General features: G+C 45.6%; 25 protein-coding genes, 2 pseudogenes and 1 other annotated feature. Of the genes and pseudogenes, 5 read left to right on the top strand and 22 right to left on the bottom strand.

Features of this window, described 5'->3' with window-relative positions; all coding sequences use genetic code 11:
* Window positions 1-48: 48 nt before the first annotated feature.
* Window positions 49-765 carry a trehalose operon repressor gene (gene treR / locus IGJ25_RS01475; protein ID WP_005226457.1) on the top strand — a complete coding sequence of 239 codons (717 nt, stop codon included), beginning with the start codon at window positions 49-51 and terminating at the stop codon, window positions 763-765.
* A gap of 298 nt (window positions 766-1,063) precedes the next feature.
* Here treR and rny read toward each other — a convergent pair whose 3' ends face one another.
* From rny to yfmF, 7 genes are all read right to left on the bottom strand, one after another.
* Window positions 1,064-2,638 (bottom strand): ribonuclease Y, encoded by a 1,575-nt coding sequence (rny, locus tag IGJ25_RS01470; protein ID WP_005232891.1) that lies wholly within the window; start codon window positions 2,636-2,638, stop codon window positions 1,064-1,066.
* A 242-nt stretch (window positions 2,639-2,880) separates the two neighbouring features.
* The gene (gene recA / locus IGJ25_RS01465; RefSeq protein ID WP_005226448.1) at window positions 2,881-3,924 is read right to left on the bottom strand and encodes a recombinase RecA; all 1,044 of its coding nucleotides are present in this window, start codon (window positions 3,922-3,924) and stop codon (window positions 2,881-2,883) included.
* 102 nt (window positions 3,925-4,026) lie between these two features.
* Window positions 4,027-5,265, bottom strand: a complete 1,239-nt coding sequence (locus IGJ25_RS01460; protein ID WP_081116703.1) for a competence/damage-inducible protein A — start codon at window positions 5,263-5,265, stop codon at window positions 4,027-4,029.
* 127 nt (window positions 5,266-5,392) lie between these two features.
* Window positions 5,393-5,974 (bottom strand): CDP-diacylglycerol--glycerol-3-phosphate 3-phosphatidyltransferase, encoded by a 582-nt coding sequence (gene pgsA, locus IGJ25_RS01455; protein WP_005226440.1) that lies wholly within the window; start codon window positions 5,972-5,974, stop codon window positions 5,393-5,395.
* Window positions 5,975-6,106: 132 nt separating this feature from the next.
* The gene (locus IGJ25_RS01450; protein ID WP_438779075.1) at window positions 6,107-7,009 is read right to left on the bottom strand and encodes a helix-turn-helix domain-containing protein; all 903 of its coding nucleotides are present in this window, start codon (window positions 7,007-7,009) and stop codon (window positions 6,107-6,109) included.
* 464 nt (window positions 7,010-7,473) lie between these two features.
* Window positions 7,474-8,772 carry an EF-P 5-aminopentanol modification-associated protein YfmH gene (gene yfmH, locus IGJ25_RS01445; RefSeq protein WP_074934338.1) on the bottom strand — a complete coding sequence of 433 codons (1,299 nt, stop codon included), beginning with the start codon at window positions 8,770-8,772 and terminating at the stop codon, window positions 7,474-7,476.
* Window positions 8,765-10,033: an EF-P 5-aminopentanol modification-associated protein YfmF gene (gene yfmF, locus IGJ25_RS01440; protein WP_081116705.1), complete on the bottom strand. Its 1,269-nt coding sequence runs from the start codon at window positions 10,031-10,033 to the stop codon at window positions 8,765-8,767. Before yfmF ends, yfmH begins: the two co-directional genes overlap by 8 nt.
* 161 nt (window positions 10,034-10,194) lie before the next feature.
* Here yfmF and mscL point away from each other — a divergent pair, with 161 nt between their 5' ends.
* Entirely contained in the window at window positions 10,195-10,641 is a 447-nt protein-coding gene (mscL, locus tag IGJ25_RS01435; protein WP_005226421.1) for a large conductance mechanosensitive channel protein MscL, read from the top strand.
* Window positions 10,642-10,736: 95 nt separating this feature from the next.
* Here the strand turns inward: mscL and IGJ25_RS01430 are convergent.
* From IGJ25_RS01430 to IGJ25_RS01370, 13 genes and pseudogenes are all read right to left on the bottom strand, one after another.
* Window positions 10,737-10,934, bottom strand: a pseudogene (locus tag IGJ25_RS01430) (GNAT family N-acetyltransferase); the annotation flags it as partial.
* A gap of 12 nt (window positions 10,935-10,946) precedes the next feature.
* Window positions 10,947-11,189 carry a GNAT family N-acetyltransferase gene (locus IGJ25_RS01425; protein ID WP_225000675.1) on the bottom strand — a complete coding sequence of 81 codons (243 nt, stop codon included), beginning with the start codon at window positions 11,187-11,189 and terminating at the stop codon, window positions 10,947-10,949.
* Between the two features lie 61 nt (window positions 11,190-11,250).
* Window positions 11,251-11,496, bottom strand: a complete 246-nt coding sequence (locus tag IGJ25_RS01420; protein WP_005226417.1) for a Veg family protein — start codon at window positions 11,494-11,496, stop codon at window positions 11,251-11,253.
* A gap of 87 nt (window positions 11,497-11,583) precedes the next feature.
* A pseudogene (locus tag IGJ25_RS01415) lies at window positions 11,584-12,146 on the bottom strand (sigma-70 family RNA polymerase sigma factor).
* A gap of 95 nt (window positions 12,147-12,241) precedes the next feature.
* Window positions 12,242-12,760 (bottom strand): NYN domain-containing protein, encoded by a 519-nt coding sequence (locus tag IGJ25_RS01410; protein ID WP_005226413.1) that lies wholly within the window; start codon window positions 12,758-12,760, stop codon window positions 12,242-12,244.
* Window positions 12,757-13,596: a 23S rRNA (guanosine(2251)-2'-O)-methyltransferase RlmB gene (gene rlmB, locus IGJ25_RS01405; protein WP_081116706.1), complete on the bottom strand. Its 840-nt coding sequence runs from the start codon at window positions 13,594-13,596 to the stop codon at window positions 12,757-12,759. Before rlmB ends, IGJ25_RS01410 begins: the two co-directional genes overlap by 4 nt.
* Window positions 13,562-13,984, bottom strand: coding sequence for a Mini-ribonuclease 3 (locus IGJ25_RS01400; protein WP_015508687.1), 423 nt, complete (start codon window positions 13,982-13,984; stop codon window positions 13,562-13,564). Before IGJ25_RS01400 ends, rlmB begins: the two co-directional genes overlap by 35 nt.
* Entirely contained in the window at window positions 13,981-15,393 is a 1,413-nt protein-coding gene (cysS, locus tag IGJ25_RS01395; protein WP_015508686.1) for a cysteine--tRNA ligase, read from the bottom strand. The genes IGJ25_RS01400 and cysS overlap by 4 nt, the downstream gene beginning before the upstream one ends.
* The gene (gene epsC / locus IGJ25_RS01390) at window positions 15,386-15,922 is read right to left on the bottom strand and encodes a serine O-acetyltransferase EpsC (RefSeq protein WP_026008130.1); all 537 of its coding nucleotides are present in this window, start codon (window positions 15,920-15,922) and stop codon (window positions 15,386-15,388) included. Before epsC ends, cysS begins: the two co-directional genes overlap by 8 nt.
* Before the next feature lie 65 nt (window positions 15,923-15,987).
* Window positions 15,988-16,186 (bottom strand) — a binding site (T-box leader).
* Window positions 16,183-17,640, bottom strand: coding sequence for a glutamate--tRNA ligase (gltX, locus tag IGJ25_RS01385; RefSeq protein ID WP_016608945.1), 1,458 nt, complete (start codon window positions 17,638-17,640; stop codon window positions 16,183-16,185). It overlaps the preceding feature by 4 nt.
* A 169-nt stretch (window positions 17,641-17,809) precedes the next feature.
* The gene (locus IGJ25_RS01380) at window positions 17,810-18,949 is read right to left on the bottom strand and encodes a PIN/TRAM domain-containing protein (protein WP_005226396.1); all 1,140 of its coding nucleotides are present in this window, start codon (window positions 18,947-18,949) and stop codon (window positions 17,810-17,812) included.
* Window positions 18,950-19,117: 168 nt separating this feature from the next.
* A complete protein-coding gene (radA, locus tag IGJ25_RS01375) occupies window positions 19,118-20,488 on the bottom strand; it encodes a DNA repair protein RadA (protein WP_081116707.1) in 1,371 nt (456 codons plus the stop codon).
* 44 nt (window positions 20,489-20,532) lie between these two features.
* Window positions 20,533-21,042 (bottom strand): hypothetical protein, encoded by a 510-nt coding sequence (locus IGJ25_RS01370; RefSeq protein WP_010748479.1) that lies wholly within the window; start codon window positions 21,040-21,042, stop codon window positions 20,533-20,535.
* A gap of 189 nt (window positions 21,043-21,231) precedes the next feature.
* Here IGJ25_RS01370 and proB point away from each other — a divergent pair, with 189 nt between their 5' ends.
* On the top strand, window positions 21,232-22,047 hold the full coding sequence (proB, locus tag IGJ25_RS01365) for a glutamate 5-kinase (RefSeq protein WP_005226390.1): 816 nt from the start codon (window positions 21,232-21,234) through the stop codon (window positions 22,045-22,047).
* A complete protein-coding gene (locus IGJ25_RS01360) occupies window positions 22,044-23,288 on the top strand; it encodes a glutamate-5-semialdehyde dehydrogenase (RefSeq protein ID WP_225000677.1) in 1,245 nt (414 codons plus the stop codon). Before proB ends, IGJ25_RS01360 begins: the two co-directional genes overlap by 4 nt.
* Window positions 23,289-23,390: 102 nt before the next feature.
* Here the strand turns inward: IGJ25_RS01360 and IGJ25_RS01355 are convergent, their stop codons facing one another.
* Window positions 23,391-23,792: a DUF4809 family protein gene (locus IGJ25_RS01355; RefSeq protein ID WP_015508682.1), complete on the bottom strand. Its 402-nt coding sequence runs from the start codon at window positions 23,790-23,792 to the stop codon at window positions 23,391-23,393.
* A 150-nt stretch (window positions 23,793-23,942) separates the two neighbouring features.
* Between IGJ25_RS01355 and IGJ25_RS01350 the strand changes: the two genes are divergently transcribed.
* Complete coding sequence (locus IGJ25_RS01350; RefSeq protein ID WP_010748476.1) at window positions 23,943-24,146, top strand: hypothetical protein; 204 nt, start codon at window positions 23,943-23,945, stop codon at window positions 24,144-24,146.
* A gap of 55 nt (window positions 24,147-24,201) precedes the next feature.
* On the opposite strand, the gene IGJ25_RS01345 is transcribed toward IGJ25_RS01350, so the two are convergent.
* The gene (locus IGJ25_RS01345) at window positions 24,202-25,020 is read right to left on the bottom strand and encodes a ZIP family metal transporter (RefSeq protein WP_005232914.1); all 819 of its coding nucleotides are present in this window, start codon (window positions 25,018-25,020) and stop codon (window positions 24,202-24,204) included.
* Between the last annotated feature and the right edge of the window lie 101 nt (window positions 25,021-25,121).

Here is a 25,121-nt window from a genome sequence, read left to right as displayed (position 1 = left end):
GCATTTCCAAATTGGCCTCGCTATAATAGCCAAAGAGGGGGCAATCCGATGAACAAGTTCAAAGAAATATTTTTAGATTTAGAACAAAAAATTCTAGCAAACGAATACCCTCCGCATTCTTTGCTGCCTAGCGAAAACCAATTGATCAAAACTTATGGTGTCTCCCGCGAGACTGTCCGTAAGGCATTGAATTTATTGCGGGATGCTGGTTATATCCAAAAGAAACAAGGGAAAGGTTCGATCGTTTTAGACTTGAATCGCTTTGATTTCCCGATTTCTGGCTTGACGAGTTTTCGAGAGCTGCAAGATACCCAACGCATTCCTAGTGAAACTAAGGTTGTCGAGATCCGCAAGATCGCCGTTTCGCCAAAGCTGCACGAGACCACTGGTTGGCCTGTTGCTTCTGAGGCATGGAAACTGATCCGTCAGCGGAGAATCGATGGAGAAGTGGTGATTTTGGATAAAGATTACCTTGATGCTTCTATCATCGAAGAGTTGCCAGAAAACCGAGCGAAAGTATCGATTTTTGATTACTTTGAAAATGATCTTGGCCTTGAGATCGCTTATGCACAAAAAGAAATCACTGTTGACCCCGTCAACAAAGAATTGCGGGATCTAATGGATCTGCGTCCTGAAGATCAGCATGTCGTTACGGTTCGCAGCCTCGTGTATCTAGAAGACACGCGCTGTTTTGAATACACCGAATCGATCCACCGACTGGATAAATTCCGCTTTGTGGACTTTGCCCGCCGACGCAAGATTTGATGGACGTATAGACGTGAAACACATGAAACAGACCTGGACTTCCCCGAGAAGCCTGGGTCTGTTTTGTTTTTCACTAGCCCCCCACTCGATAATACTGGATCGATCCTCCCATTTTTCGCCTCTGTCGCTATCGAGCCATCCTTTTGCTTGTTCGTTGTTCTGTTGCCGACGAATAAAAAAGGCACGATCATTTATGGGACTGATGAAATAGAGTCGATTTTGCACAACTCAGCCGTCCTTATTGACAATCAGCTACACAAAAAAGCAGTATCCTCTGAGAGGATACTGCTTTTGCTTGCTATTTGGCGTAATCCGTTGCGCGGGTCTCGCGAATAACGGTTACTTTGATATGACCTGGGTAATCCAAATCGTCTTCGATCTTCTTGCGGATGTCGCGAACCAATCGTACAGCATCCAAATCAGAAATCTCTTCTGGTTTGACCATTACACGGACTTCACGTCCGGCTTGGACTGCAAAACTGGAATCGACCCCTTTGAAGCCGTTGGCGATATTTTCTAGGTTTTGCAAGCGGCGAATATAATTTTCCAATGATTCGCTGCGGGCACCTGGACGGGCTGCTGACAAGGCATCTGCGGCTGCAACTAAAACAGAGATAACCGATGTTGCTTCAACATCTCCATGGTGAGAAGCGATCGCATTGATCACCACACCATTTTCTTTGTATTTGGCAGCTAACTCAGCCCCGATCTCAACGTGAGAGCCTTCAATTTCATGGTCAAGGGCTTTCCCGATATCATGCAAGAGTCCAGCACGTTTGGCTAACTGGATATCTTCGCCTAATTCTGCGGCAAGAACACCGGTTAGTTTTGCGACTTCGATCGAGTGGTTCAAGACGTTTTGTCCGTAGCTGGTACGGAAACGCAAACGACCTAAAATCTTGATCAAGTCTGGATGAAGGGTGTGGGCGCCGACTTCAAAGGCTGCTTGTTCCCCATATTCACGAATATGCTCATCCATTTCTTTCCGAGATTTTTCGACCATTTCTTCAATTCGAGCTGGATGGATCCGGCCGTCTTGAATCAGTTTTTCAAGGGTCATACGAGCAATTTCACGGCGAATCGGATCAAATCCTGATAAGACGACTGCTTCTGGCGTGTCATCAATGATCAAATCGATCCCTGTCAATGTTTCAAGGGTGCGAATGTTCCGACCTTCTCTTCCGATGATTCGACCTTTCATCTCATCGTTTGGTAATGATACGACCGATACCGTGGTTTCAGACACTTGGTCTGCGGCACAACGTTGGATTGCTAGGGACAAGAGATTTTTTGCTTTTCGATCTGCTTCTTCCTTTGCACGCTGTTCAGATTCTTTGACCATGATCGTTAATTCATGGTTCAATTCCTCTTCCGTTGATTTCATGATCAACTCTTTTGCTTCATCTCTAGACAGCGCAGCGATGCGCTCTAATTCTTTCTGTTGTCCATCGATTAAGTTTTCTACTTCTTTTTCTCGCTCGTCAATTAATTGTTGTTTCTCACTAAGTCTGCCTTCTTTATCTTCAAGTGAGCGTTCTCGTTTTTCCAAAGAATCGTCCTTACGATCAAGAACTTGTTCTCTTTGGAGTAAACGATTTTCTTGTGATTTTAAATCAAGTTTGCTTTCTTTCAACTCACTTTCAATCTCTGACCGATACTTCTGATTTTCTTCCTTAGCTTCTAACAATGCTTCTTTTTTAAGAGTTTCTGCTTCTTTCTTAGCGCTTTCGATAATTCCAGCTGCAGAATTTTGGGCGCCGTTGATTTCTTTCTCATGACGAGATTTCGTCACATAAACTCCTAATCCAAGACCGACAATTAAACCGATGATAGCGAGGAGAATGTAAAGTAGTTCCAATGAATCCACCTCCATACTATCTTTTTAAATATTTTGTAATTTTGATTAACAAAGGATAACAAAATTATCAATTCGCTACTTCTTATGTGGAAATCCACATACGTTTATTGTAATGTTTGAACCCAAGAGTGTCAACTTTAAATAATAAAGTAAACTTTCGCAACCCTTCCTTTTTACGGATGTTTTTTCAACAATGGACGAATCTGGCAAAAACCACAAAAAAGCCAAACAACGAGGTTGTTTGGCTTTTTCAAGACTTAGTCGTCTAATGGTAATTCTTCTTGCGCTTCCTCAAGGGTTACGGTCTCTCCTGTTCCAATCCCGTAAGCATCGCGGACGCGAGCAGAAACTTCTAGCATCATTTCTTGGTGTTCACGCATATAGTTTTTGGCGTTTTCACGACCTTGACCGATACGATCCCCTTTATAGGCATACCACGCACCGCTTTTATCGACGATGTCTTGTTCCACGGCCATATCCAGCAGTTCGCCTTCTTGGGAAATCCCTTGACCATACATCATGTCGACTTCTGCTACTTTAAATGGTGGCGCTACTTTGTTTTTGACTACTTTGATCTTCGTGCGGTTCCCGATGATATCTGTACCGGATTTCAATTGCTCAGCACGACGTACTTCCAAACGGATGGTTGAATAGAATTTCAACGCACGGCCACCAGGCGTCGTTTCTGGATTCCCGAACATGATCCCAACTTTTTCCCGAATTTGGTTGATAAAGATCGCGATCGTTTTCGTTTTGTTGATGGAACCAGAAAGTTTCCGTAATGCTTGTGACATCAAACGAGCTTGCAAACCAACGTGGGTATCACCCATTTCACCGTCGATCTCCGCCCGTGGGACTAAAGCTGCTACCGAGTCAATGACCACGATATCAACCGCACCACTTGAAACTAAGGCGTCAGCGATCTCTAATCCTTGTTCTCCTGTATCTGGTTGTGATAACAAAAGATCATCGATATTTACGCCTAATTTTTGCGCATATTGAGGATCTAACGCATGTTCGGCATCGATAAATGCTGCTGTTCCGCCATTTTTTTGGACTTCCGCAATGGCATGTAAAGCAACTGTCGTTTTACCAGAACTTTCTGGGCCGTAAACTTCTACGATCCGTCCTCGTGGGTAACCACCTACACCTAATGCAACATCCAAGGCCAATGAACCACTTGGGATCGTTGAAATTTGTTGATCAACTTTTTCGCCAAGCTTCATGATGGCACCTTTACCATAGTTCTTTTCAATCTTCTTTAGTGCAGCATCTAAGGCTGCTTTACGATCATCTGCCAAACGGATAATCCTCCTTATATTCATCACTTTCGTGTGTCGTTCATAAGATAATAATAGTCCTTCTGACGGGAAATTGCAAGAAAAAACGAACAAACATTCGCATTAATTTAATAATTCCTTACGTATTTGATTTAAGCCCGCCATGACGGCACTATGCCGAATATAGGCGCGGTCGCGGTTGAAGTGATACAGCTGGCTCGAGACGCCTTTGTCAGAAGCTAAGGCGATCCAAACGGTGCCTTTAGGCTGACCTTCTAACTCGTCTGGACCAGCAACACCCGTAAACGCCACCGCATAATCAGTCTCGGCTTGTTTGCGGGCATAGACGGCCATTGCTTCTGCACATTCCTGACTAACAGTCCCATAGCTTTCCAAAAGCTCTGGATCGATGCCTAAGAGCTTGCTTTTTGTTGCAGCAGAATATGTCACGAACCCACCGGGAAACACCTCAGAGACGCCAGGAATCCCTCCTAGGGTCGCTTGGAACAAACCAGCGGTCAAACTTTCCGCTGCGGTGACGGTTTTCTTATTCTCGATCAGTAGCCCGACGACTGTTTCTGCCAGCGAATTTTGTTCCCCATACCCATAGAAATACGCACCGACCCGTGCTTGGACGGTTTCTTCTAAGGCATCCAATTGTTTGATTCCTTGCGCCTCGTCTGCAGTTTTGACCGTCAGACGCAGCGTGACCTCATTGGGTTTGGCATAAGGAGCGATGGTGGGATTGACTTGATTCTCGATCAAATCGGCCAATTCTGTGACCAACGCCGATTCCCCGATCCCGTAATAGCGCAAAACGCGAGAAAGCAAGACTTCTTCTTGGGGAAACTGCTCTAATAGAAGTGGTTTTGCGTGGGTAAGAAACATCGCCTGCAGTTCACTTGGTGGTCCCGGCAGCAGCAAATAACTGGTAGCGGCTGTCTGATAAAAGATCCCGATCGCTAGTCCATTGGGATTTGGCAAAGACACACCATCTTTAAAAACGAGGGTCTGCCGTAAATTGTTTTCCGTCATTCTCCGTTGACTGTTTTCAAAGAAGGCTTTCAATTGGTGATAACCTGGTTCATCTCTGACTAACTCTTGTCCCACATGACGGGCAGTGACTTGTTTCGTCAAGTCATCGTCGGTGGGCCCTAGGCCGCCGCACAGCACGATCAAGTCGCTGCGTTTGTCGGCGATCGTCAGCAATTCTTCTAAGCGATTGGGGTTGTCCCCGACAACACTATGATAAAAAACATCGATCCCAAGACTTGCCAGTTCTTCTGACAAGAAGGTCGCGTTCGTATTCACCACCTGTCCTAAAAGTAATTCGGTCCCGACTGCAATAATTTCTGCTTTCATTCGTTTACTCCTTCATTTATCAGATACGTAAAAGTCTTTCATATTGACAAAAAAAGTCCAGAAAACTTCTGAACTTTCGTGACTTGTATCCTTGTTTTTATCGCTTCTTTATCTAGATCTAGAAATTTTACATAGAATCTTTAAAAACATTCGTATTTTTTATGAAATAATCGACCCCGGAATAGATCGTGAAGATCAAACATAGATACAACATGATTTGATCGATAGGCAAACCGATCATTGAAAAGGGAATGTTGTTCAAGAACAAGAAAATGATCGCAACCATTTGTGTCGCGGTTTTGATTTTCCCTGGCCATGCAGCAGCCATGACTTCCCCGCTTTGTTCCACTAACAACAAGCGTAAACCCGTCACTGCCAACTCGCGGCAAACGATGATCGAAACTACCCAGCCTGGGGCTTTGTCTAATTCAACCAGCATGATAAAAGCCGTCATGACGAGCATTTTATCTGCTAACGGGTCAGCAAACTTCCCGAAGTTGGTAACAAGGCCTCTGGAACGAGCGATCTTGCCATCTAGCCAGTCTGTAATGCTGGCTGCCGCAAAAAGGATCGCTGCAATAAGGTGCGTGTTTTCTAATTGTGTCGTACCAACGGTCAGCGTGCCAAGATCGATTGGCAAAACCAAGACCAAAATAAAGATGGGGATCATAATGATCCGTAATACAGTTAATTGATTGGGTAAATTCACGAAATAGACTCCTCTCTGCCGACTATTGTACGAAATAACGGCAAATCATGCCACTACTTCTGCTTTTCAATGGTCGGATGCAACAGATAACTTTTTAGCTAATGATACCTCAATGAGGCACATTTGTCAGATTTAAGCCGCATCGTCTTGGTATTCAATCACGAGACGGACCGTCTTTTGTAACAATTCAAATTGCGGATCAGAAAAGTCCACGTCCTGACCATTGGCAGTGATGGAGATATTTTGACTTGCGCCCAGGGTCAAAGTCGCATTCGTGGCGCCTTCTGGCAGCGTCATCGATTGCGTTTCTCCCGCTTGAACAGTGTATTGGTACACATAAGCGTTGTCGACTTGTACACCGACCCAACAAGAAGCATCTAGCCCAGTAAATGCTAATTCAATAGGATTTTCCGCATCTTTCATCGTGATCGTGATCGACGATTGCGTCGAATCACTGGCAGTCATCGTCATTTTCGCTTCGCTGGATTCCGTCGTACTTGAAGACTCCGTCGCTTCACTCGAAGTACTGGTTTCTTCCGTACTTGACGTGGTGGAAGCGGTAGACGCTGAATTTTCTACCACAAGAGAAGAGCTTCCTTGGATCATCGGCGTTGTATTCCGGTCTTGCCAAGCCATGTAGCCCACGATACTCACGATCGTAATGGCCACCAGACCTAATAGAATCATCGGCAAATAGCGGACGACAAATGAGCCGCTTTTTTCTTCTACGTGCTGTGCTTTTCGTGAGCCGCTGACGGTTTCAGGCTGCGGTCTTTTTGGTAAGAGGGCGTCTAACGTATCTTTGCCATCAAAAACGGCTACCAATTTGTCGCCGTCTTCTCCAACCGCTGCTGCATATTGGCGAATAAACGCACGGACATAAAAAGTGCCTGGCAATTGATCAAAACGCTCTGCTTCAATTGCTTCTAAATAGCGTTTTTGGATCTTTGTCATTTGTTGTAATTCAATCAATGAAATGTTTTTATCTAAACGGGCTTGCCGTAATTTTGCTCCAATCGTTGTTTCGTTGGCCACTCGATCATCTACTCCAGTCTTTTATTCATCTTTAAAAAAAAGCCCTAAAATCGCTTCGCTGCTTGTCGTAAGGTCAGCAAAGCTGCTCTATCATTTTAAAACAGGGGTTCCCTGTATACGTCAATAAAAAAGTTCCGTCGCGCCGATTTCCACTTGGACACGCCGTCTACTAAATATAACATTTTTTCCGTGATTTTTTGCAAAAAAACAAAAAAAGATTTTGCTCCAATAATTAAAGAATACCATAAAAGAAAAAGTCTGAGGATAGCCTAACGACAACTCGCAAACAAATTTTAATACTTTTCGCCAAATTGGCATCAAATTGCAAGAAAAAACCACCCTTTGACGCAAAAAGAAAACACTGAATGACTCAGGAGTTGGCCAGCCCTTGTTCTGTTGGGCATTCCTCCTTGAATCAGTCAGTGTCGCTTAGATGATAGCTGTTTGACAAAACCAGCCTTCGCTTAGGCTTTTTCCGTTGGATACATGTAAAAACGACTAAACGCTTTGGGATCGATAAAGGAACGAGCCGCTTGCTGGACATCTTCCAAAGTAATCGATTGGATCACTTCTGGCAGATCAAAGAGCGTCGTTTCACCGAATAAACTTTGGGTAAACTGGTTTGCGATAAACTCCAGTGAGTTCAGTGATTGGAAATATTTTCCTAGCATTTTCTTCTTCAATAACGTCAAGTTTTCTTCATTTATCTCTGGATCTTGCTGGAAATTCATTACGATCGCTTCGATCTCTGCCAACATTTTTTCTGGCTCTTCAGAATCCCCCGAGAAGTCGGCAAAGTAAAAGCCGCGATCCAAGTTCACTTCAAACCCAAATGTGTCGTCGATGATGCCTTGATCATACAAACGCAAATAATTGGCGGACGTATTGCCTAACACCAATTGGCAGAAAAGATTCAACGCATTTTTGAAGCGTAAGAGCTCTCTTCCTGATTTCGGCAGTTTGTTCAAGTCCCCTTTGATCCCTAATACGCCTTTGGCACGTGTCACTGGCATGGTAAGACTTGATTCTGCTTGAATATCGGCAAAGGTTTCTTCAGGAAACTGGCGAATGATCGCCTGCGTTTCTGGAAAGGTCTTGGCCGCTTGATTGGTCCGAATCCACGCCATCGTTTCTTCAGGATCGATATTGCCTACCACAAAAAGCGTCATGTTGCTTGGGTGATAGAAGGTATTGTAGCAAAGATACAAGTCTTCTGCGGTGATCTGCGCAATGCTTTCCACCGTACCAGCGATATCGATATGCAAGGGGTGCTTCGGATACAGATTTTTGATGATGCCGAAAAACTGCTGCCAGTTCGGATCGTCATCATACATTTGGATTTCTTGACCAATGATCCCTTTTTCTTTTTCGACGGTTTCTTCTGTGAAATACGGGGCTTGAACGAAATCGATCAACGTTTCAAGGTTCAGCTTGATTTGATCGGTTGCCGAAAAAAGGTAGCTGGTTTTCGTGAAACTGGTAAAGGCATTGGCAGAAGCCCCCTGCTGACCAAAGGTTTGAAAGACATCGCCGTCTTCTTTTTCAAACAGTTTGTGCTCTAGAAAATGGGCAATGCCGTCAGGGACTTGATGCAATGCTTCGGGTGAAAACCCGAAATGATTGTCGACAGAGCCATAGTTCGTACTGAAAAGTCCGTAAGTTTTATGGAAATCGGCTTTTGGCAGCAAATAAACTTTCAAGCCGTTTGGCAATACTTCTTCATAAAGGGTCTCATTGATTTGCTGATAGACTTTTTTATTCATGGGTCGTCTCCTTATCCAGGAAGAATACAGCTTGCAAGGACACGTTTTGAGCCAATGCTTGGACATCTGCCACGGTCACTTGTGCCAATTTCTGCATAAATTCATCTTCCGTCATTTTCGTATTCGGTACCCACTGATTCAGATAGGCTGTTTCGATCAGTGCTTGTGGGTTATCCAATGAAAGCAAGTACTGGTTTTTCAACATCGCTTTTGTTTGTGCCAGTTCTTCCGCGGTGACTTCGCCACGCTGCAAGCTTTGCAGCTGCTGTTCGATCAATTTGAAAACCTTGTCGCGGTTTTTGCCATCGATCCCTGTTTGGACCGACAAATACCCCCGAAACGTATCGATACTGCTGGAAGCATAATACGCCAAACTTTCTTTCTCTCGGACATTCATAAACAGTTTTGAATGAGGGAATCCGCCAAACAACCCGTTGAAGACCATAAAGGCGATCCGCTCGGCTTGGTCATAATACACGCCAGTATGATAGCCTAAGTTCAATTTGGCTTGGATGATTGGTTCCCGCAAGATTTTCTCGCGAATGATATTTTCCGCCGCTTGCTGATAAAAGACCGGCATTGCTTGGTCTGGCCGATCGGTAAAGGCCATGTTTTGGAAGAGCGCCGCAACTTCTGCTTCAACCACATCGCCGATCACGAAAATATCGATTTGATCATTGTCCATCATTGAGCGATAGGTTTGGTAAAGCTCTTTTGCGGTCACAGCTTCTAAGTCTTGGGGACGGCCAAAGCTCGGATACTTCTGATTCTGATCGTTTTCGAAATACAACTCTTGCAGCCCTAAAGAAGCCAATGCTTGCTTATCTTCTGCCACGCTGTTCATATAGGCGATCAAGTTGTGCTTTTCGATGGTGAAGTTCTTTTCTTCAAACTGTTCCTCGTGGGCATTCGGATGGAACAAAACTTCTGCTAAAAAAGCGGCTGCTTGCGGCAATACTGCTTCATCTGACACGTACTTCCCGTTGACAAAGGACATCGCTGCATTGATTTGATGCAGATTGCCCCGTTTGTTGACATTCATACCAAAGCTGGCACCGTAAAGCTCTGCCAGCTGACTGCTAAATGCGGTCTGTGTCGGATAAGCCAAACTAGTCGTTTCTAATAAACTGGTCAATAAGGTCCGTTTGGCGGTCATTCCAGCCTGCAATGGTGCAGTAAACCGAACGAAAAAACGGATCGTTTTATACTTTTTGGTCGGTAGCACCGTTAACCGAACACCTTTTTTTAATTCAATAGACATGTGACACCCCTTCTAGAAGCAAAATTATCTCTTCAATTATAGCATAGCTGACAAACTTTCTCCTCGGCTCGCTGATCAAACCTGTTGCAGCGAGCGTTTTTTTTTATAAATCCCGCGTTTTTCGCTATACTGTCAGTAAGATTTAGAAGGGAGGATACAGGATGATTAAAGAATTTAAAGAATTTATTTTACGAGGAAACGTCATTGACTTGGCGATCGGGGTCGTGATCGGGAGTGCCTTCACCGCAATCGTCACTAGTTTAGTTGAAGGATTGCTGACACCATTGGTTTCATGGATCTTATCACTCTTTGGTAACGCAGATGCCTTTTCTGGCTTGGTCTTTGAACCAGCCAAAAATGTGGTCTTTGATTTCGGCCGCGTAATTACTGCCATTATTACGTTCTTGATTACCGCATTTGTCTTGTTCTTGATTGTCAAAGCAGTCAACAAACTACGCAATCTGAAACAACAACCTGAGGAAGAAGAAGTACCAGAAGTCACTGCAGAGGATTATTTAGAAGAGATTCGTGACCTTCTAAAAGCGCAAACGCCTCCTGCCAACACTGTGGATCCACGTCCAACATCATTGGATGATACGATCCGATAAAAAAACGGCTCTTAGTCAATAAGGTCGAAAGAAGCGATTCGGATTCATCCGATCCATCAATCATAGCGCTAAAAGAAGCAAGCACGCGAACCTCGCTAGAGAGTCGCTGTGCTTGCTTCTTTTTTCATCCCGACATGCAGGATCCCGTCTTCATAAAAAGGCGGTGTAATGGTTTTAAAGCCATACTGGCCGTAGAATTTTTCTAAGTGGGCTTGTGCTTCGATCTCAATAGGCAAAGCTGGATAACACTGCTCAATGCGATGCAAAACTTCTTTGATTAGACGATGGCCTTCTTTTTGCCCCCGTTATGCTGGTGCCACAATGACCCGACCAAAATGCACCGTTTGTTCCTGCTGGAAAATACGGGCGTACGAAACGATCTGCCCTTCCTCATCAAGGGCCCATAAATGTTTGGCTTGTGCATCGATCGCATCGATCTCTTGATACGCACACGCTTGTTCCACCACAAAAACCGCTGTACGCAAACGGGCAAGCTGATAAAACTCCACCCCAGTCATTTCCCCTAACTCTTTTAGAAAAAACGCCATCCCATCACTCCTTATCTTATTGAACCAAAAAAGAGTCAACAAAGTGTCAACTCTTCTTGTTTCAAACAGCTTCTGATAAAAATTCAATCTCAACAGTTCTAGTTAAAATATCTGAATAACTATAAGAAACCCGCTCGAATGAATTCTCATTTGGATCCAAATCTACAACAAAAACTGAAGGATAAGTTTCTGTCAAAACGCCGCGACGTTCAGTTTGACGCTTACGTCCAGTCTGAGCAACTAGCATAATCTCACTACCGATACGGCCTTCTAAATCTTTCTTGATCGTAGCTAAAGTTGTTGGCATCGCATTCACCTCGAGCATCATCATACCACGAAAAGCAGAAAATTTCAAGTTTACCATAAAATAATTCTACTTTCAATAAGATTTTTGTTAAACACCCTTGATAAGCGCTATCAACTTTGTCCGACCGCGACTGAAAGCGCTTTTATTTTTTCGTAAGGCAGCTTTTCTTGAGCGGCAATCTGATCAAGTTCTAATCCTTTTAAATAATTCATTATAACCATTCGTTCTAAAGACGATAAACTTTTCGGATACTCTGCCAACGATTCATTAACGAACAAGTAGGTCTCTGCAGTTTCCGCACAGCGATTATGATCGGTCAAAAACCGATTGCCTTCTTGTAAAAGCTTTTCTTCCAGCGAGCAGGCATCGACTTGGGCTTTGCGTTTTTGGGCATGCTGCGCCCGCAACAGGCTGCAGATACGGTTCTCAAAGGAACGCTTAAACAAGATACCGATGGTCGTTCCTTTGTCCTTATCGTAAGTCTTTAGACACTTATTAAAAACGATCCTGCCTTCTTGCAGCCAATCGTCTAAGTCATAATCCCGCAGATAATATTTTTTATGCAAAATCTCAACGATCGGTCGATATTTTCTGAACAACTCTTCAAATCTATCTGAACGGTGCGATACTTGTCTTTCCTTTGTGCGCATCGAGATCACTCCTTTTGTTTTTGCTTCATTTGCTACAAAAGGAGCGTATCATAAATGGCTGGGACATCTTCTAATTTACCAGACCAACTTTGTCCCTAACTAAGGTCGCGCAATTTCTTTTCAAGTTCGGCTAATTGTTCAGGTGACCAAGGGGAATTGCGGCGGAAATTTTCAAATCGCAAGTCGGTTTGATGCTCGTGGATGTCTTTTTCCGTTTTTTCCACGCTTTTGTACAATTCCCGTGCCGAAGTTCGCAAAGCACCTTGAGAGAAGATCACCCACTGTTCGGCTAAATCGCTGGTAGCGACGGTGACTTGGGTCAATCGATTGTTTAATTCACCAGCGATTCGTTCGATGTAGCTGTCGGCGGTCTCTCCTTCTTCAGTAAAAATAACTTCTAGCTGATATTTGGTGTAACTTTGGGTCACACCAGGCACCAGTTGGGCATCAAAAACAACGATGATTTTCAACCCTTCATATTTTGCATAATTCGACAGCCGATTCAGTAAGGCTTCTCGGGCATCTTCTAAACGGTCTTGATTTTTCAAAAGAACCAGCTCCGGCCAAGCGCCAATCATATTGTAGCCATCCACGATCAGCAAAGGGGTTTTCATTGGGACGCCCCATTTCGGCTAGTAAAGGCCTGATACATCAACAAGCCCGCCGCCACACTGGCATTTAAGCTCTGCACGTGCCCAGTCATTGGGATCGTCAGCATTTGATCCACTTCTTTTTTCAAACCTTCCCCCATGCCACGACCTTCGTTGCCGATGATCAAACCGACCGCCCCTTTGGCATTCCATGTGCGGTAATCACTGCCACTCATATCAGTACCGAAGATCCAAAAACCAGCTTTTTTCAGCTGCTGGACTGCTTGGGTCAAGTTGGTCACGCGGGCCACAGGGATATGTTCCACTGCGCCGGTCGACGTTTTCACCACTATCGGCGTGATCCCCACCGCACGGTGTTTTGGAATGATGATCCCGTCTACGCCGCTGGCATCAGCGGTTCGCATGATGGAGCCGAAATTATGGGGATCTTCTAGATTATCTAAAATCAGATACAGCGGCTGTTCTTTCGTTTGGGCCAACAATTCATCCAAGGTCAAATACTGATAAGGGGTGATCGCCAAGATCATGCCTTGATGGACCCCTTGGTCACTCATCGTATCCAGCTTTTGTTTTGGCACCCATTTGACTGGAACTGCCTGTTCCCGCGCCATTTCTTTCAAACGATCGATTTTTTCTCCCCGTGCTTCTTCGGAAAGAAACAGCTTGTTGCCTCGCCCTTCTTTCAAGGCTTCAGCAACCGCATGATAGCCGAAGACAAAATTATCTTCGATGGCTTCTCCAGCGGCTTCTTTGCGGCGATCCGGTCTATTTTCTTGTCTGGCTTCTGATCGGCCAGCTGTTTTTTTATTTGGACGCTTTCTTTGCGGTTTTTCTCGCATCTTCTTCTCCTACTTTCTTTATACACCAGTCTATTAGCTCGTCTAAGCGTTCTTTTTGTTGCGTGAGGTGCAAATACCCGATCAGCGATTCAAAGCCAGTAGCGATACGATACGTCGTGACATCGGCATTTTTGGCGCCCGTATGGCTTTTACTATTGCGGCCGCGGCGGTAAAAATCATGTTCTTCTTCGGTCAGGATCTCTTCATCCAACATCTTTTGGATCAATGCCGCTTGGGCTTTGGCCGACACATAGTGGGTCGCCATATGGTGCAGTTGGTTCGGGCGGGTTTGGCCTTGGGCGACTAAATAATCGCGAATATAGACTTCATAGACCGCATCCCCCACATAGGCCAATGCCAAACCATTCAATTGTTTATAATCTCTCATGCTTCTCGTCTCCATCGGGTTCCTTGCGGGGTATCTTCTAAGATGATCCCTTGTTCTTTCAACTCATCACGGATTTGGTCGCTGCGGGCAAAATCTTTGGCTTTGCGGGCGGCGATCCGTTCATTGATCAGCTGTTCGATTTCTTCATCCAGCAATTCTTCGGATACAAAATAAATCCCGAAAATCGTCAGCCATTCGCTGAATTTGGCTAATCCAGCCGCTAATAAAGCCAAATCTGTTTCTGGGTCTTCGCTAGCTAAGTTCAGCCACTTCGCCAATTCATAGACCACAGTGATCCCGTTAGCCGCATTGAAATCGTCGTCCATTTCTTTGACGAAACGTTCTTCAAATTCTTCCAGAACCGCTGCATTGACTTCCTCATCGCTAGCTTGATAATGACTGCTATTCAAGCGGAATTTGGCATTTTCATAGGTCGTCCGCAATTTTTGCAGGTTGGTTTGTGCTTCATGCAAGGTAGTCTCACTGTATTTGATTGGTCGGCGGTACTGGGTCGTTGCCAAAAAGAAACGCAGCACCTGCGGATCAACTTTTTTGACCATCTCATGCACTGTGACGAAGTTGCCCAGTGACTTACTCATTTTTTCTTCGTCTTCACCGATCGTCACATAGCCGTTATGCATCCAATAGTTGGCAAAGGTCTTGCCAGTTTTCGCCTCGCTTTGGGCGATCTCATTTTCATGATGCGGGAAGGTCAAGTCTTGTCCGCCTCCATGAATATCGATGGTCTCGCCTAGGTGTTTGGTCGCCATCACCGAGCATTCGATATGCCAGCCAGGACGACCGGCTCCCCAAGGAGATTCCCAAGCAATCTCATCGCCTTTTGCCGCTTTCCACAAAGCAAAATCCAACGGATCTTCCTTGATTTTTTGTTCTTCACCGGTCCGCTGGCTTGCGCCGACTTCCAGCTCATCGATGGATTGGTCGCTTAATTGCCCATAGTGAGCAAATTTACGGGTACGGTAATAAACATCGCCATTGACTGGATAGGCATAGCCTTTTTCTACAAGAGCAGCAATAAAGGCAATGATGTCTTCGATATGATCCATCACACGAGGATTCATCGTAGCAGGTTTGACGTTCAGCGCTGCGGTATCTTCATTGAAGGCGTTGATAAAACGCTCTGCCACTTCTGGGGCCGTCGTGCCTAATTCTTTTGCCGCACGAATGATTTTATCATCGACATCGGTAAAATTCATCAAATAGTCCACTGTATAGCCGCGGTATTCAAAATAACGGCGTACGGTATCAAACGACACAGTACTGCGGCCATTCCCGATATGGATGTAGTTATAGACGGTGGGTCCGCAAACATACATTTTTACTTTTTTTTCTTCTAATGGCTGAAACACTTCTTTTTCCCGTGTCAGCGTATTATAGATTTTAATCATCGTGGGTAACCTTCTTTCCTTTGATTCGAACGATCTTTGCTGGGATTCCGACAGCAGTTGCTTCTGCGGGGATATCCTTCAAAACCACTGCATTGGCGCCGATCTTTGCACGCTCACCGATCGTGACAGGGCCTAAGATCTGCGCATGGGCTGAGAGAAACGCACCGGTTTTAACCGTGGGATGACGCTTGCCCCGCTCTTTACCGGTTCCCCCTAAGGTGACCCCGTGAAACAAGACGACATCATCTTCAATGATCGCCGTTTCTCCGATCACGACGCCCATCCCATGATCGATAAAGACCCCTTGGCCGATCTGCGCACCAGGATGAATCTCGATCCCAGTCAAGAAACGCCAAAACTGGGCCGTCAGTTTTGCCAAAAAATACCAGCGATGCTGAAACAAAAAATGCGACCAACGATGCCAAAACAAGGCATGAAATCCTGGGTATGTGATGATGATCTCCAACGTTGATCGTACCGATGGATCATGTTTTTTTGTTGCCGCAATTGCTTTTTTGAACCAAGTCATCTTCTCACCTACTTTATCCAAACTTCTTGATACGAAAAAAGCGTCTTTCAAATAAGTTTCCTTATTCAAAAGACGCTTTTTTGCGTGGTCCCACTTTTGTTCGCAGTTCGGCACTGCCTTCAAGCGGGTAACGTCCGCTGCTTCGTCTTTGACTTGCGCCAAAGCCACTCCTAGGTGCATTTCCTAGCCTTTTTTGACCACTCTCACCTTCCGTGGTCTCTCTGAAAAAAATCGGCTAGTACTTCGTCTATTCGCTGTGTTTATAACACGTTATTCAAATGATCAAGGGCTTTTTCTTTCCCTAATAATTCAACGGTATCTGGTAGTTCTGGTCCGTGGGTTTGGCCTGAGACCGCCACGCGGATCGGCATGAATAAATTCTTGCCTTTGATGCCTGTTTCTTTTTGGATCTCTTTGATGGCTGCTTTGACTGCCGCAGCCTCAACGACTGGCATCGCCTGTAATTTTTCTTTAAAGGCTGTCAAAACCGTCGGTACAGTTTCTCCTGCTAAGACTTCTTTGGCTGCATCATCTAATTCAGGGTGTTCTTCGAAGAACAATTCCGAAAGGTCGACGATTTGTGCCGCAAAACTCATTTGCGGTTGATACAGGGAAACGATTTTTTTCAACCAGGCAGCTTTTTCTTCGGTCAATGTTTCTTCGATGCGACCGGCTTTTACCAAGTAAGGGACGCACATTGCCGTCAATTCATCCAGATCCATTTGTTTCATGTATTGGTTATTGACCCATTCCAACTTCTTGGCATCGAAGGCAGCTGGTGATTTGCTCAACCGTTCAGGATCAAAGATTTTGATCAATTCTTCTTGAGAGAAGATTTCTTCTTCCCCTACTGGTGACCAGCCTAAAAGTGCAATGAAGTTGAACATAGCGTCTGGTAGATAACCCAACTCACGGTATTGCTCGATGAATTGGAGAATCGATTCGTCCCGTTTGCTTAATTTTTTCCCGGTTTCGCTATTGATGATCAACGTCATATGCCCGAATTCTGGTGCTTGCCAGCCAAATGCTTCATAGATCATCAACTGTTTTGGTGTGTTGGCGATGTGGTCATCTCCACGCAGCACATGGGTGATTTTCATATGATGGTCATCGACTGCTACTGCAAAGTTGTAAGTCGGCATACCGTCACGTTTTTGGATGACAAAATCGCCACCGACATTATCTGATTCAAAAACGATCTCGCCTTTGACCATGTCGTGGAATTTGTATTCAGTATTGCGAGAGACACGGAAACGAATCACTGGTTTCAAGCCTTGTGCTTCTTTTTCGGCTTGCTCTTCTGGTGTTAAGTTGGCACATTTCCCTGCATAATGGGGCATTTCGCCACGAGCTCTTTGGCCTTCACGTTCGGCTTCCAGTTCTTCTTCCGTACAATAACACTTATACGCACGATTGCTTGCAAGCAATTGATCGATCAGTGGTTGGTAGATATCGCCGCGTTCTGATTGACGATACGGACCGTATTCTCCTGGATTTTCAGGTGATTCGTCCCAATCCATTCCTAACCATTGCAAGTTTTCAAGCTGGCTTTTTTCACCATCTTCAATGTTTCTTTTTTGATCGGTGTCTTCGATTCGGATAATAAATTCACCGTCATTGTGACGAGCAAACAAATAATTGAATAAAGCCGTCCGAGCATTCCCGATGTGTAAATGTCCTGTTGGACTTGGCGCGTAACGTACACGTACTTTTGTCATTGTTTTCCTCTTCCTTCATCTGATTTCCAAGCCAGCCAAGCTGCTTGGGGCTTATTGTTCAGTTTAGTGGGAAAGACCCGCGTAAAAAACAGAACCCTCAAGTTGAATTGTACAATCAATAACCCAATTAGTAAAGGCAGCTGGCATATTTTACGCCAGCTGCCTAGGATTATTTCTCTGATTTCGATCCTTCTTTGTTGTCGATGCCGCGACCAGAATGGGCTGGTTTGGCAAAAATCATCCGCCCAGCTGCCGTTTGCAAGGCGCTGGTGACGATCACTTCGATGTGTTCATTCATGTAATGCTGGCCATCTTCCACCACGACCATCGTCCCGTCATCTAGATAAGCGACCCCTTGCTGGCGCTCCGTGCCAGCTTTCACCACTAAGACGTGCATGCTTTCTCCTGGAATCACCACTGGTTTGACCGCATTGGCCAACGCATTGATATTCAAGACAGGCACATTTTGAAATTCAGAAACTTTGTTTAAATTGTAATCATTGGTCACGACGACACCATCCAGCATCTTCGCTAACTTGATCAGCTTGCTATCGACTTCGGAGATGTCTTCAAAATCGCCTTCATACATCTCAACTGCGATGCCTTCTTCTTTTTGCAAAGCATTCAAAATATCCAAGCCGCGGCGACCCCGAACCCGTTTCAAACTATCGCCAGAATCTGCGATGTATTGCAATTCATACAAGACAAAATTCGGGATCAGCAAGACGCCTTCTAAAAAGCCCGTTTTAGCAATGTCATAGATCCGACCATCAATGATCACGCTGGTATCCAAAATTTTGTATTTGTGGAAATGGTCCGCGATTTTTCTTTCCAGCATCTGCTGTTCATCTTGCTCTTGGGGCTCTGCCTTTTTGTTTTTTGGGGCAAAGACTTTTTTCCATTCATCGATCCGTGTCGTCCCGATCTGAAAACCGAGATACCCTAACAGGACCATCACTAAGATTGGGGCGATCCCGTTGATAAAAGGAATATCCCAATTGTAAAAAGGAATCGACACGATCACACCGATCATCAGACCGATGATCGAACCAATTGCGCCAAACAAGAGATACGTTAAGCTCAATTCACTTAGTTTTTCTTCAATTTTGCGAATACCGGCTGCAATATATTTCGCTAATAGTAAAGATAATAAAAAGAAAATAAGGGCTCCAAGCAAACTATTAGTGATGTTATTATTCAGCCATTCATTTTGGGTTTGCCCAATGGCTTGCCATGCGATAGGCATCAGTGAGATCCCCAGACTTGCTCCGGCAAGTACCATTAGTGCGGTAATGACTCGTTTCTGCATACATGTTCCTCCATACTCCAGTAGGTTTCTTTTGTTCAAAAATCCGTGCTGCCAGACAGGCTCCTTCCGCCAGTCAGCGGCTGTCGGTCGGTTGGTTCAAACGAATGAATCAGCAGCGTCAGGGCAAGAGGAGAGGCGATTGCCCCTTGCTCTTGCATTGACTCCACTTTAACGGAAGACTTTCCGCAAGGTTTCGGCTAAGGTAGACACGCCTTCGACTTCGATGCCTTTGGGCGACTGCCAGCCAGTCAGATTATTTTTAGGCAAATAAACTTTCGTAAAACCTAGTTTTTGCACCTCTTTGACCCGTTGCTCGATCGCGTTGACTCGGCGAATCTCACCCGTCAAGCCAATTTCACCGATAAAACACTCCGTCGGGCTGGTGCCTTTTTCTTTGTAGCTAGACGCGATACTAACAGCGATCGCTAAATCGATCGCAGGTTCATTTAATTTGACCCCGCCGGCTGCTTTTAAGTAGGCATCTTGATTTTGCAGCAGCAAGCCTGCCCGTTTTTCTAAAACCGCCATGATCAGCGAGACGCGGTTGAAGTCTAGCCCCGTCGTCGTGCGTTTGGCATTGCCGAACATCGTTGGCGTGACCAGTGCTTGGATCTCCACCAAGATTGGCCGACTGCCTTCCATTGCTACTACGATCGCCGATCCAGTTGCGCCTTCTAAGCGTTCTTCCAAAAAGACTTGTGACGGATTGGCGACTTCTTTCAACCCGCCTTCTTCCATTTCAAAAATCCCGATCTCATTGGTGGACCCAAAGCGGTTTTTGACGGCCCGCAAAATTCGAAAACTGTGGTGCTTTTCGCCTTCGAAATACAAGACGGTATCCACCATATGCTCCAGCATCCGCGGTCCTGCGATCGAGCCTTCCTTCGTCACGTGGCCAACGATAAAGATGGCGATGCCATTGGTTTTGGCGATTTTCAGCAATTCTGCGGTCGTTTCTCGCACTTGGCTGACACTGCCTGCCACGCTGGTGATATCCGGTTGGGTCATGGTTTGGATCGAATCGATGATCACATAATCTGGGCGGATGTTTTCGATCGCTTTACTGATCTCTGACATGTCCGTTTCCCCATAGAGATAAAATTCTGTGTCGATGGCGCCTAAGCGCTGCGCCCGCATTTTGATCTGCTCGGCACTTTCTTCTCCTGACACATACAAGACCGTCCCGCCGATCGCTGCTAATTGCTGGGAAACTTGCAAGAGCAGCGTCGATTTTCCGATCCCTGGATCCCCACCGATCAAAATCAAGGAGCCTGGGACCACGCCGCCACCTAAGACGCGATTCAACTCAGCGAGTTTCGTTTGGACCCGCGGTTCTTTTTTCGGTACGACATCGGCGATTTTCGTCGGCTGCATCTTTTGCCCCGTCAATGTCGTACGTACTCGACGATCGGCGGTTTCTTGGATCACTTCTTCCACCATTGAATTCCAGCTGCCGCAATTGGGGCATTTCCCTAAATATTTAGGGGAACTATACCCGCAATTTTGACAGACAAATTGACTTTTTGCTTTTTTTGCCATTGATCTCCTCCACTACTTCTATCAAACAGACCCCCAGGCAGGATTTACTGATTCGAGGAGCCAAAGCCGCCGGTTCGGCTGGCAGTGGTTGTATCTTGATCAGCTTTTAAGAACGGCAAGAAAATTCCTTGGCCGATCCGTTCGCCTTTTTTAATGACGACATCTGTGGGGCCGAAATTGGTAAACTGAAACATGATATGCCCTTCATTATCTGGATTGTCATAGTAATCGCTGTCGATGACGCCGACACCATTCGTCAAGACTAAGAAACGTTTCAAAGGATTGCTGGAACGATTTGTCAGCTGCAAATACTCGTCTTCCCCCATATAGGCTTTGATCCCCGTGGGAATCAAGGTTGGCTTCAACTGTTTTGCGGTCTCTTTCGCAAAAAGCGCTTTGACCCCGTCGATCACGCCCGCTTTCCAAATGCTTGGCACCACGATTTCTTCCGCTGCTTCAAAGTCGTAACCAGCCGCATGATGGGTGGCACGTTGAGGCAAGGTGATGCTTTTTTCTTTATATGCTGTAATAATTTCAAATCCTCGTAATTTCATGGGTTCCTCCAATAATAAAACATATAGCTATTTTAGCATAGGAAGAACTATTTTCTTCATGGAAAACACAATTATCGAAAAGTCTTTACAATTTCTTCGTTTAAAAATAGACCAAAAAGAAAAAAGGACATGACGAAACGCCCGTTTGCGAGTACAATAGAAAAAATATCAAAAAATAGGCGGTGGCATATGCGCGCAGATCTTTCAAACAAAAACCGAATCGTTGTAAAAATCGGCACCAGCTCGTTGATTTATCCCAATGGTGCCATCAATCTAGCTGGCATCGATGAATTAGCCTTTGTCTTAGCAGCTTTGCAAAACCAAGGCAAAGAAATCATCTTAGTTTCTTCTGGTGCGATCGGTGTTGGCATGAACAAGTTGAATTTGAAAGAACGACCCGTGGAGATCCCGCAGCAGCAAGCCGTGGCAGCCGTTGGTCAATCGGAACTGATGACGATCTACAACCAGCGTTTTCAAAGCTATAGCCAGCAGACTGCACAGATCCTGCTGACCAGAGACATCATCGAATTTCCCCAAAGCCGTCAAAACGTTAGCAACACCTTGGAGCAATTACTTACGATGGGGATCATCCCGATCATTAATGAAAACGACACGGTAGCAGTGGATGAATTGGATCATCTCACCAAATTTGGCGACAATGACCAGCTGTCAGCGATCGTCGCTCAGTTGACGAAAGCCGAGCTTTTGATCATGCTTTCTGATATCGACGGCTTTTATTCCGCCAATCCGCTGAATGATCCTGAGGCCGTCTTGTATTCCGAGATCAATGAAATCACCCCAGAACTTTTAGAACAAGCTACGGGAAAAGGCAGTCCTTATGGAACCGGCGGTATGACCAGTAAACTAAAAGCCGCTCAACGTATCTTAGACTTGAACAGTCATATGCTGCTGGCTAACGGCAAGCAGCCGAAAATTATTTTTGACTTGCTCGCAGGGGAACCTGTCGGCACCCACTTTTATCAACGAACGGAGGATGAGCAATGAGCAACTTGCAAACGATCGGTCAACAAGCTCAAGCAAGCGCCCAGACATTAAGCTTACTGAGTGCCAGCGAAAAAAACCACCTACTGGCAGCGATGGCCGATGCTTTAGAAAAAGCTACCGAGACGATTTTAGCTGCTAATCAACAAGATCTAGCCGCCGCAAAAGCCAAAGGAACCAGCCAGACGATGCTGGATCGACTGTTGCTGACAGAACAACGGATCACCGAGATGGCTAACGGCATCCGAGAAGTCGCCCAATTGCCCGACCCAATCGGTGCCGTGGATAAAATGTGGCGCAATGCTGACGATCTTTTGATTGGTCAACAACGAGTGCCTTTAGGGGTCATCGGCATCATCTACGAAGCCCGCCCTAATGTCACCACTGACGCAGCTAGTCTGTGTTTCAAATCAGGAAATGCCGTGATTTTGCGTGGTGGAAAGGAAGCCTTCCACTCCAATCAAGTCCTCGTGACTATTTTACAAGAGGCATTAGCTGCCAATGGACACTCCCGCCATGCGATCCAGTTTATCGAAGACACGAGCCACGAAACAGCGGCTGAGCTGATGCGGCTGACAGATTACTTGGATGTTTTGATCCCTCGGGGAGGCGCCGGCTTGATTCGTCGTGTCAAAGAGACCGCCACGGTACCAGTGATCGAAACCGGCACCGGCAACAATCATATCTACATCGACCAAGCAGCCCAGCTGCCGATGGCACTGGCGATCGTCACGAATGCAAAGACTCAACGTCCTTCTGTCTGCAATGCCATCGAAACGATCCTCGTCCATGAAGCAGTGGCAGCGGAGTTTTTGCCTATGGTAGAAAAGCAGTTTGCCGAGCAAGTCGAATTGCGAGGGGATCAAAAAGCATTGGCGTTTTTGAACAATGCACAGCTTGCCACTGAAGAGGACTGGGCAACCGAGTTTTTAGACTATATCTTAGCGATCAAAGTGGTGGCTTCGCTAGAAGAAGCCATTGCTCACATCAATCGCTACAATACGAAGCACTCCGAAGCGATCATCACCGATGATTATTTCGCTTCCCAACGCTTCTTGAAAGAAGTTGATGCGGCGGCGGTTTACGTCAATGCCTCGACCCGTTTCACGGATGGCTTTATTTTTGGCTTTGGTGCCGAGATCGGCATCTCGACGCAAAAACTCCATGCCCGTGGGCCAATGGGGTTAGAAGCACTGACTTCTACCAAATACATTATTTATGGCGAAGGCCAGATCCGTAAGTAACGATACGAAAAAACAGCCACTTGCTGTCATGACTCCCAATAGTTAGACTAAAAGCTAACTTTAAAAGGTCGGTACATGCGCAAGCGGCTTTTTTTCGTCCTCTTATGCTTGTGCAGCCCGCAGAACGAAAGAAATCGGTTCGATGCCAAACAATTCTGTCAGCACTCGATTGGTTGTGGCAAAAACGTCAGCTTCGCAACTCTTTTTCGGACAAGAAATCGTCTGTCCTTTGCTGGAAAACGTATCCTGACGGCTGCCCTCTACGAAAATTACTTCTTGCGTTCCTTTTTGATAGATCAATCCTTCGTCTTCTTCTAATAATAAGCGCGTCTGCCACTGATTGATCTGGGCAATTGGCATCACCAATGCAGCAACATCCAAGTTTTCTAACGAAAAACTACGACCATCCGGCAGCTGCAGCGTGAAGGTATTGAGTTCATAAGGCAAGCAGGCATTGCACCCTCCTTCTGTGATGACTTGGCTCGTGAGAATTTCTGCATTCATTCTTTTTGACTCCTTTCATGATTCATTCATGTTTAGTTTATCACAAACCTATGGCGCACGGCGGAGCAATTATTCCGTCTTAAGTTGGATGTGTTTCTTTTTCTTTCTTGTTATGCTAGGGATAAGAAAAAAAGTCTAGGAGGAGTCACAATGAATACAGAAAGTTTATTAGGAAGAATCGTTACTGTCGTGGCAGTTTTAATCGCAGCATCCCTTGTTTTATCCGTTGTATTAGGCATTATTGGTGGGTTGATCGGATTGGTCTTCCGTTTCGGGATTCCTTTGCTGCTAGCCGTTTTGATCGTTCGCTGGTTAACATCGATTCGCCAAAAGCCAAGAAAATATTATCGTTAATTACAAGTAAATCAAAAACACCTGACGTTTGGAAAGTCAGGTGTTTTTTTATCGATCAGCCTAATGCTACATCTAAAACCATCATTAAGATAAAGCCTAGCATGACGCCAAAGACCGCAAAATGGCGACGACTCGTCAAGGTTTGCTGCGCTTCTGGAATCAATTCTTCCACCACTACATAGATCATAGCACCCGCTGCAAAAGCCAACGCATACGGCAAGACAGCGGACATACTCGTTACTAGCAAAGCTCCGATCACACCGGCGATCGGTTCTACGATCCCTGACGCTTGCCCGTACATAAAGGCTTTGGTTCGGCTTAACCCTTCTTGGCGCAAGGGGATCGAAACGGCTGCGCCTTCTGGAAAATTTTGGATCCCGATCCCGATCGCTACCGAAAGCGCCGCTAAGATCGCTGCTCGCGGATCATCGGCACTAGCCGCCGCCCCAAACGCTACCCCTACCGCCAAGCCTTCTGGGATATTATGCAGCGTGATGGAAAAGACCAGCAAGATCGTTCGCTTCAAATGACTGGGCAAACCTTCTGTTTCATGATTCGGACCAAAATGCATATGCGGGAGCGTCTTATCTGCTGCATATAGAAACAAACCACCCAAACCAAACCCGATGCTGACCACAAGCCACGGAATGTCGCCATTTTCTTCGGCTCGTGCGATCGCAGGATCTAATAACGACCAGAAACTAGCAGCGATCATCACGCCAGAGGCAAACCCCAGCATCGTATTCAGGACATTTTTATTGATTTCTTTGAAGAAAAAGACTAGCGCTGCCCCAAGCGCCGTCATACCATACGTAAAGATCGTCCCCGCCAACGCTTGCTGCCATGGCGACAATCCAACCAACCAATCCACCATTCGTCTGCTCCTTTGTCTAACTATTCTACCAATACTCTAGCATAGGAAGCCGTCAGGTTCTACTAGGAAGGCAGCAGCAGCCAAAATTTTTCTTTCACCAG

This window comes from Enterococcus sp. DIV0240d (assembly GCF_051711245.1).
Lineage (GTDB): Bacteria > Bacillota > Bacilli > Lactobacillales > Enterococcaceae > Enterococcus_D > Enterococcus_D casseliflavus.
The sequence above is the reverse complement of the archived record's forward strand: the minus strand, read 5'-3'. Positions and strand labels throughout refer to the sequence as shown.

Excerpts from the sequence above, each read along its gene's own strand:
- treR (WP_005226457.1), top strand. The coding sequence starts at position 49 with ATGAACAAGTTCAAAGAAATATTTTTAGATTTAGAACAAAAAATTCTA.
- rny (WP_005232891.1), bottom strand. The coding sequence starts at position 2,638 with ATGGAGGTGGATTCATTGGAACTACTTTACATTCTCCTCGCTATCATC.
- IGJ25_RS01460 (WP_081116703.1), bottom strand. The coding sequence starts at position 5,265 with ATGAAAGCAGAAATTATTGCAGTCGGGACCGAATTACTTTTAGGACAG.
- yfmH (WP_074934338.1), bottom strand. The coding sequence starts at position 8,772 with ATGAATAAAAAAGTCTATCAGCAAATCAATGAGACCCTTTATGAAGAA.
- yfmF (WP_081116705.1), bottom strand. The coding sequence starts at position 10,033 with ATGTCTATTGAATTAAAAAAAGGTGTTCGGTTAACGGTGCTACCGACC.
- mscL (WP_005226421.1), top strand. The coding sequence starts at position 10,195 with ATGATTAAAGAATTTAAAGAATTTATTTTACGAGGAAACGTCATTGAC.
- IGJ25_RS01425 (WP_225000675.1), bottom strand. The coding sequence starts at position 11,189 with ATGGCGTTTTTTCTAAAAGAGTTAGGGGAAATGACTGGGGTGGAGTTT.
- IGJ25_RS01420 (WP_005226417.1), bottom strand. The coding sequence starts at position 11,496 with ATGCCAACAACTTTAGCTACGATCAAGAAAGATTTAGAAGGCCGTATC.
- IGJ25_RS01410 (WP_005226413.1), bottom strand. The coding sequence starts at position 12,760 with ATGAAAACCCCTTTGCTGATCGTGGATGGCTACAATATGATTGGCGCT.
- rlmB (WP_081116706.1), bottom strand. The coding sequence starts at position 13,596 with ATGCGAGAAAAACCGCAAAGAAAGCGTCCAAATAAAAAAACAGCTGGC.
- IGJ25_RS01400 (WP_015508687.1), bottom strand. The coding sequence starts at position 13,984 with ATGAGAGATTATAAACAATTGAATGGTTTGGCATTGGCCTATGTGGGG.
- cysS (WP_015508686.1), bottom strand. The coding sequence starts at position 15,393 with ATGATTAAAATCTATAATACGCTGACACGGGAAAAAGAAGTGTTTCAG.
- epsC (WP_026008130.1), bottom strand. The coding sequence starts at position 15,922 with ATGACTTGGTTCAAAAAAGCAATTGCGGCAACAAAAAAACATGATCCA.
- gltX (WP_016608945.1), bottom strand. The coding sequence starts at position 17,640 with ATGACAAAAGTACGTGTACGTTACGCGCCAAGTCCAACAGGACATTTA.
- IGJ25_RS01380 (WP_005226396.1), bottom strand. The coding sequence starts at position 18,949 with ATGCAGAAACGAGTCATTACCGCACTAATGGTACTTGCCGGAGCAAGT.
- radA (WP_081116707.1), bottom strand. The coding sequence starts at position 20,488 with ATGGCAAAAAAAGCAAAAAGTCAATTTGTCTGTCAAAATTGCGGGTAT.
- IGJ25_RS01370 (WP_010748479.1), bottom strand. The coding sequence starts at position 21,042 with ATGAAATTACGAGGATTTGAAATTATTACAGCATATAAAGAAAAAAGC.
- proB (WP_005226390.1), top strand. The coding sequence starts at position 21,232 with ATGCGCGCAGATCTTTCAAACAAAAACCGAATCGTTGTAAAAATCGGC.
- IGJ25_RS01360 (WP_225000677.1), top strand. The coding sequence starts at position 22,044 with ATGAGCAACTTGCAAACGATCGGTCAACAAGCTCAAGCAAGCGCCCAG.
- IGJ25_RS01355 (WP_015508682.1), bottom strand. The coding sequence starts at position 23,792 with ATGAATGCAGAAATTCTCACGAGCCAAGTCATCACAGAAGGAGGGTGC.
- IGJ25_RS01350 (WP_010748476.1), top strand. The coding sequence starts at position 23,943 with ATGAATACAGAAAGTTTATTAGGAAGAATCGTTACTGTCGTGGCAGTT.
- IGJ25_RS01345 (WP_005232914.1), bottom strand. The coding sequence starts at position 25,020 with ATGGTGGATTGGTTGGTTGGATTGTCGCCATGGCAGCAAGCGTTGGCG.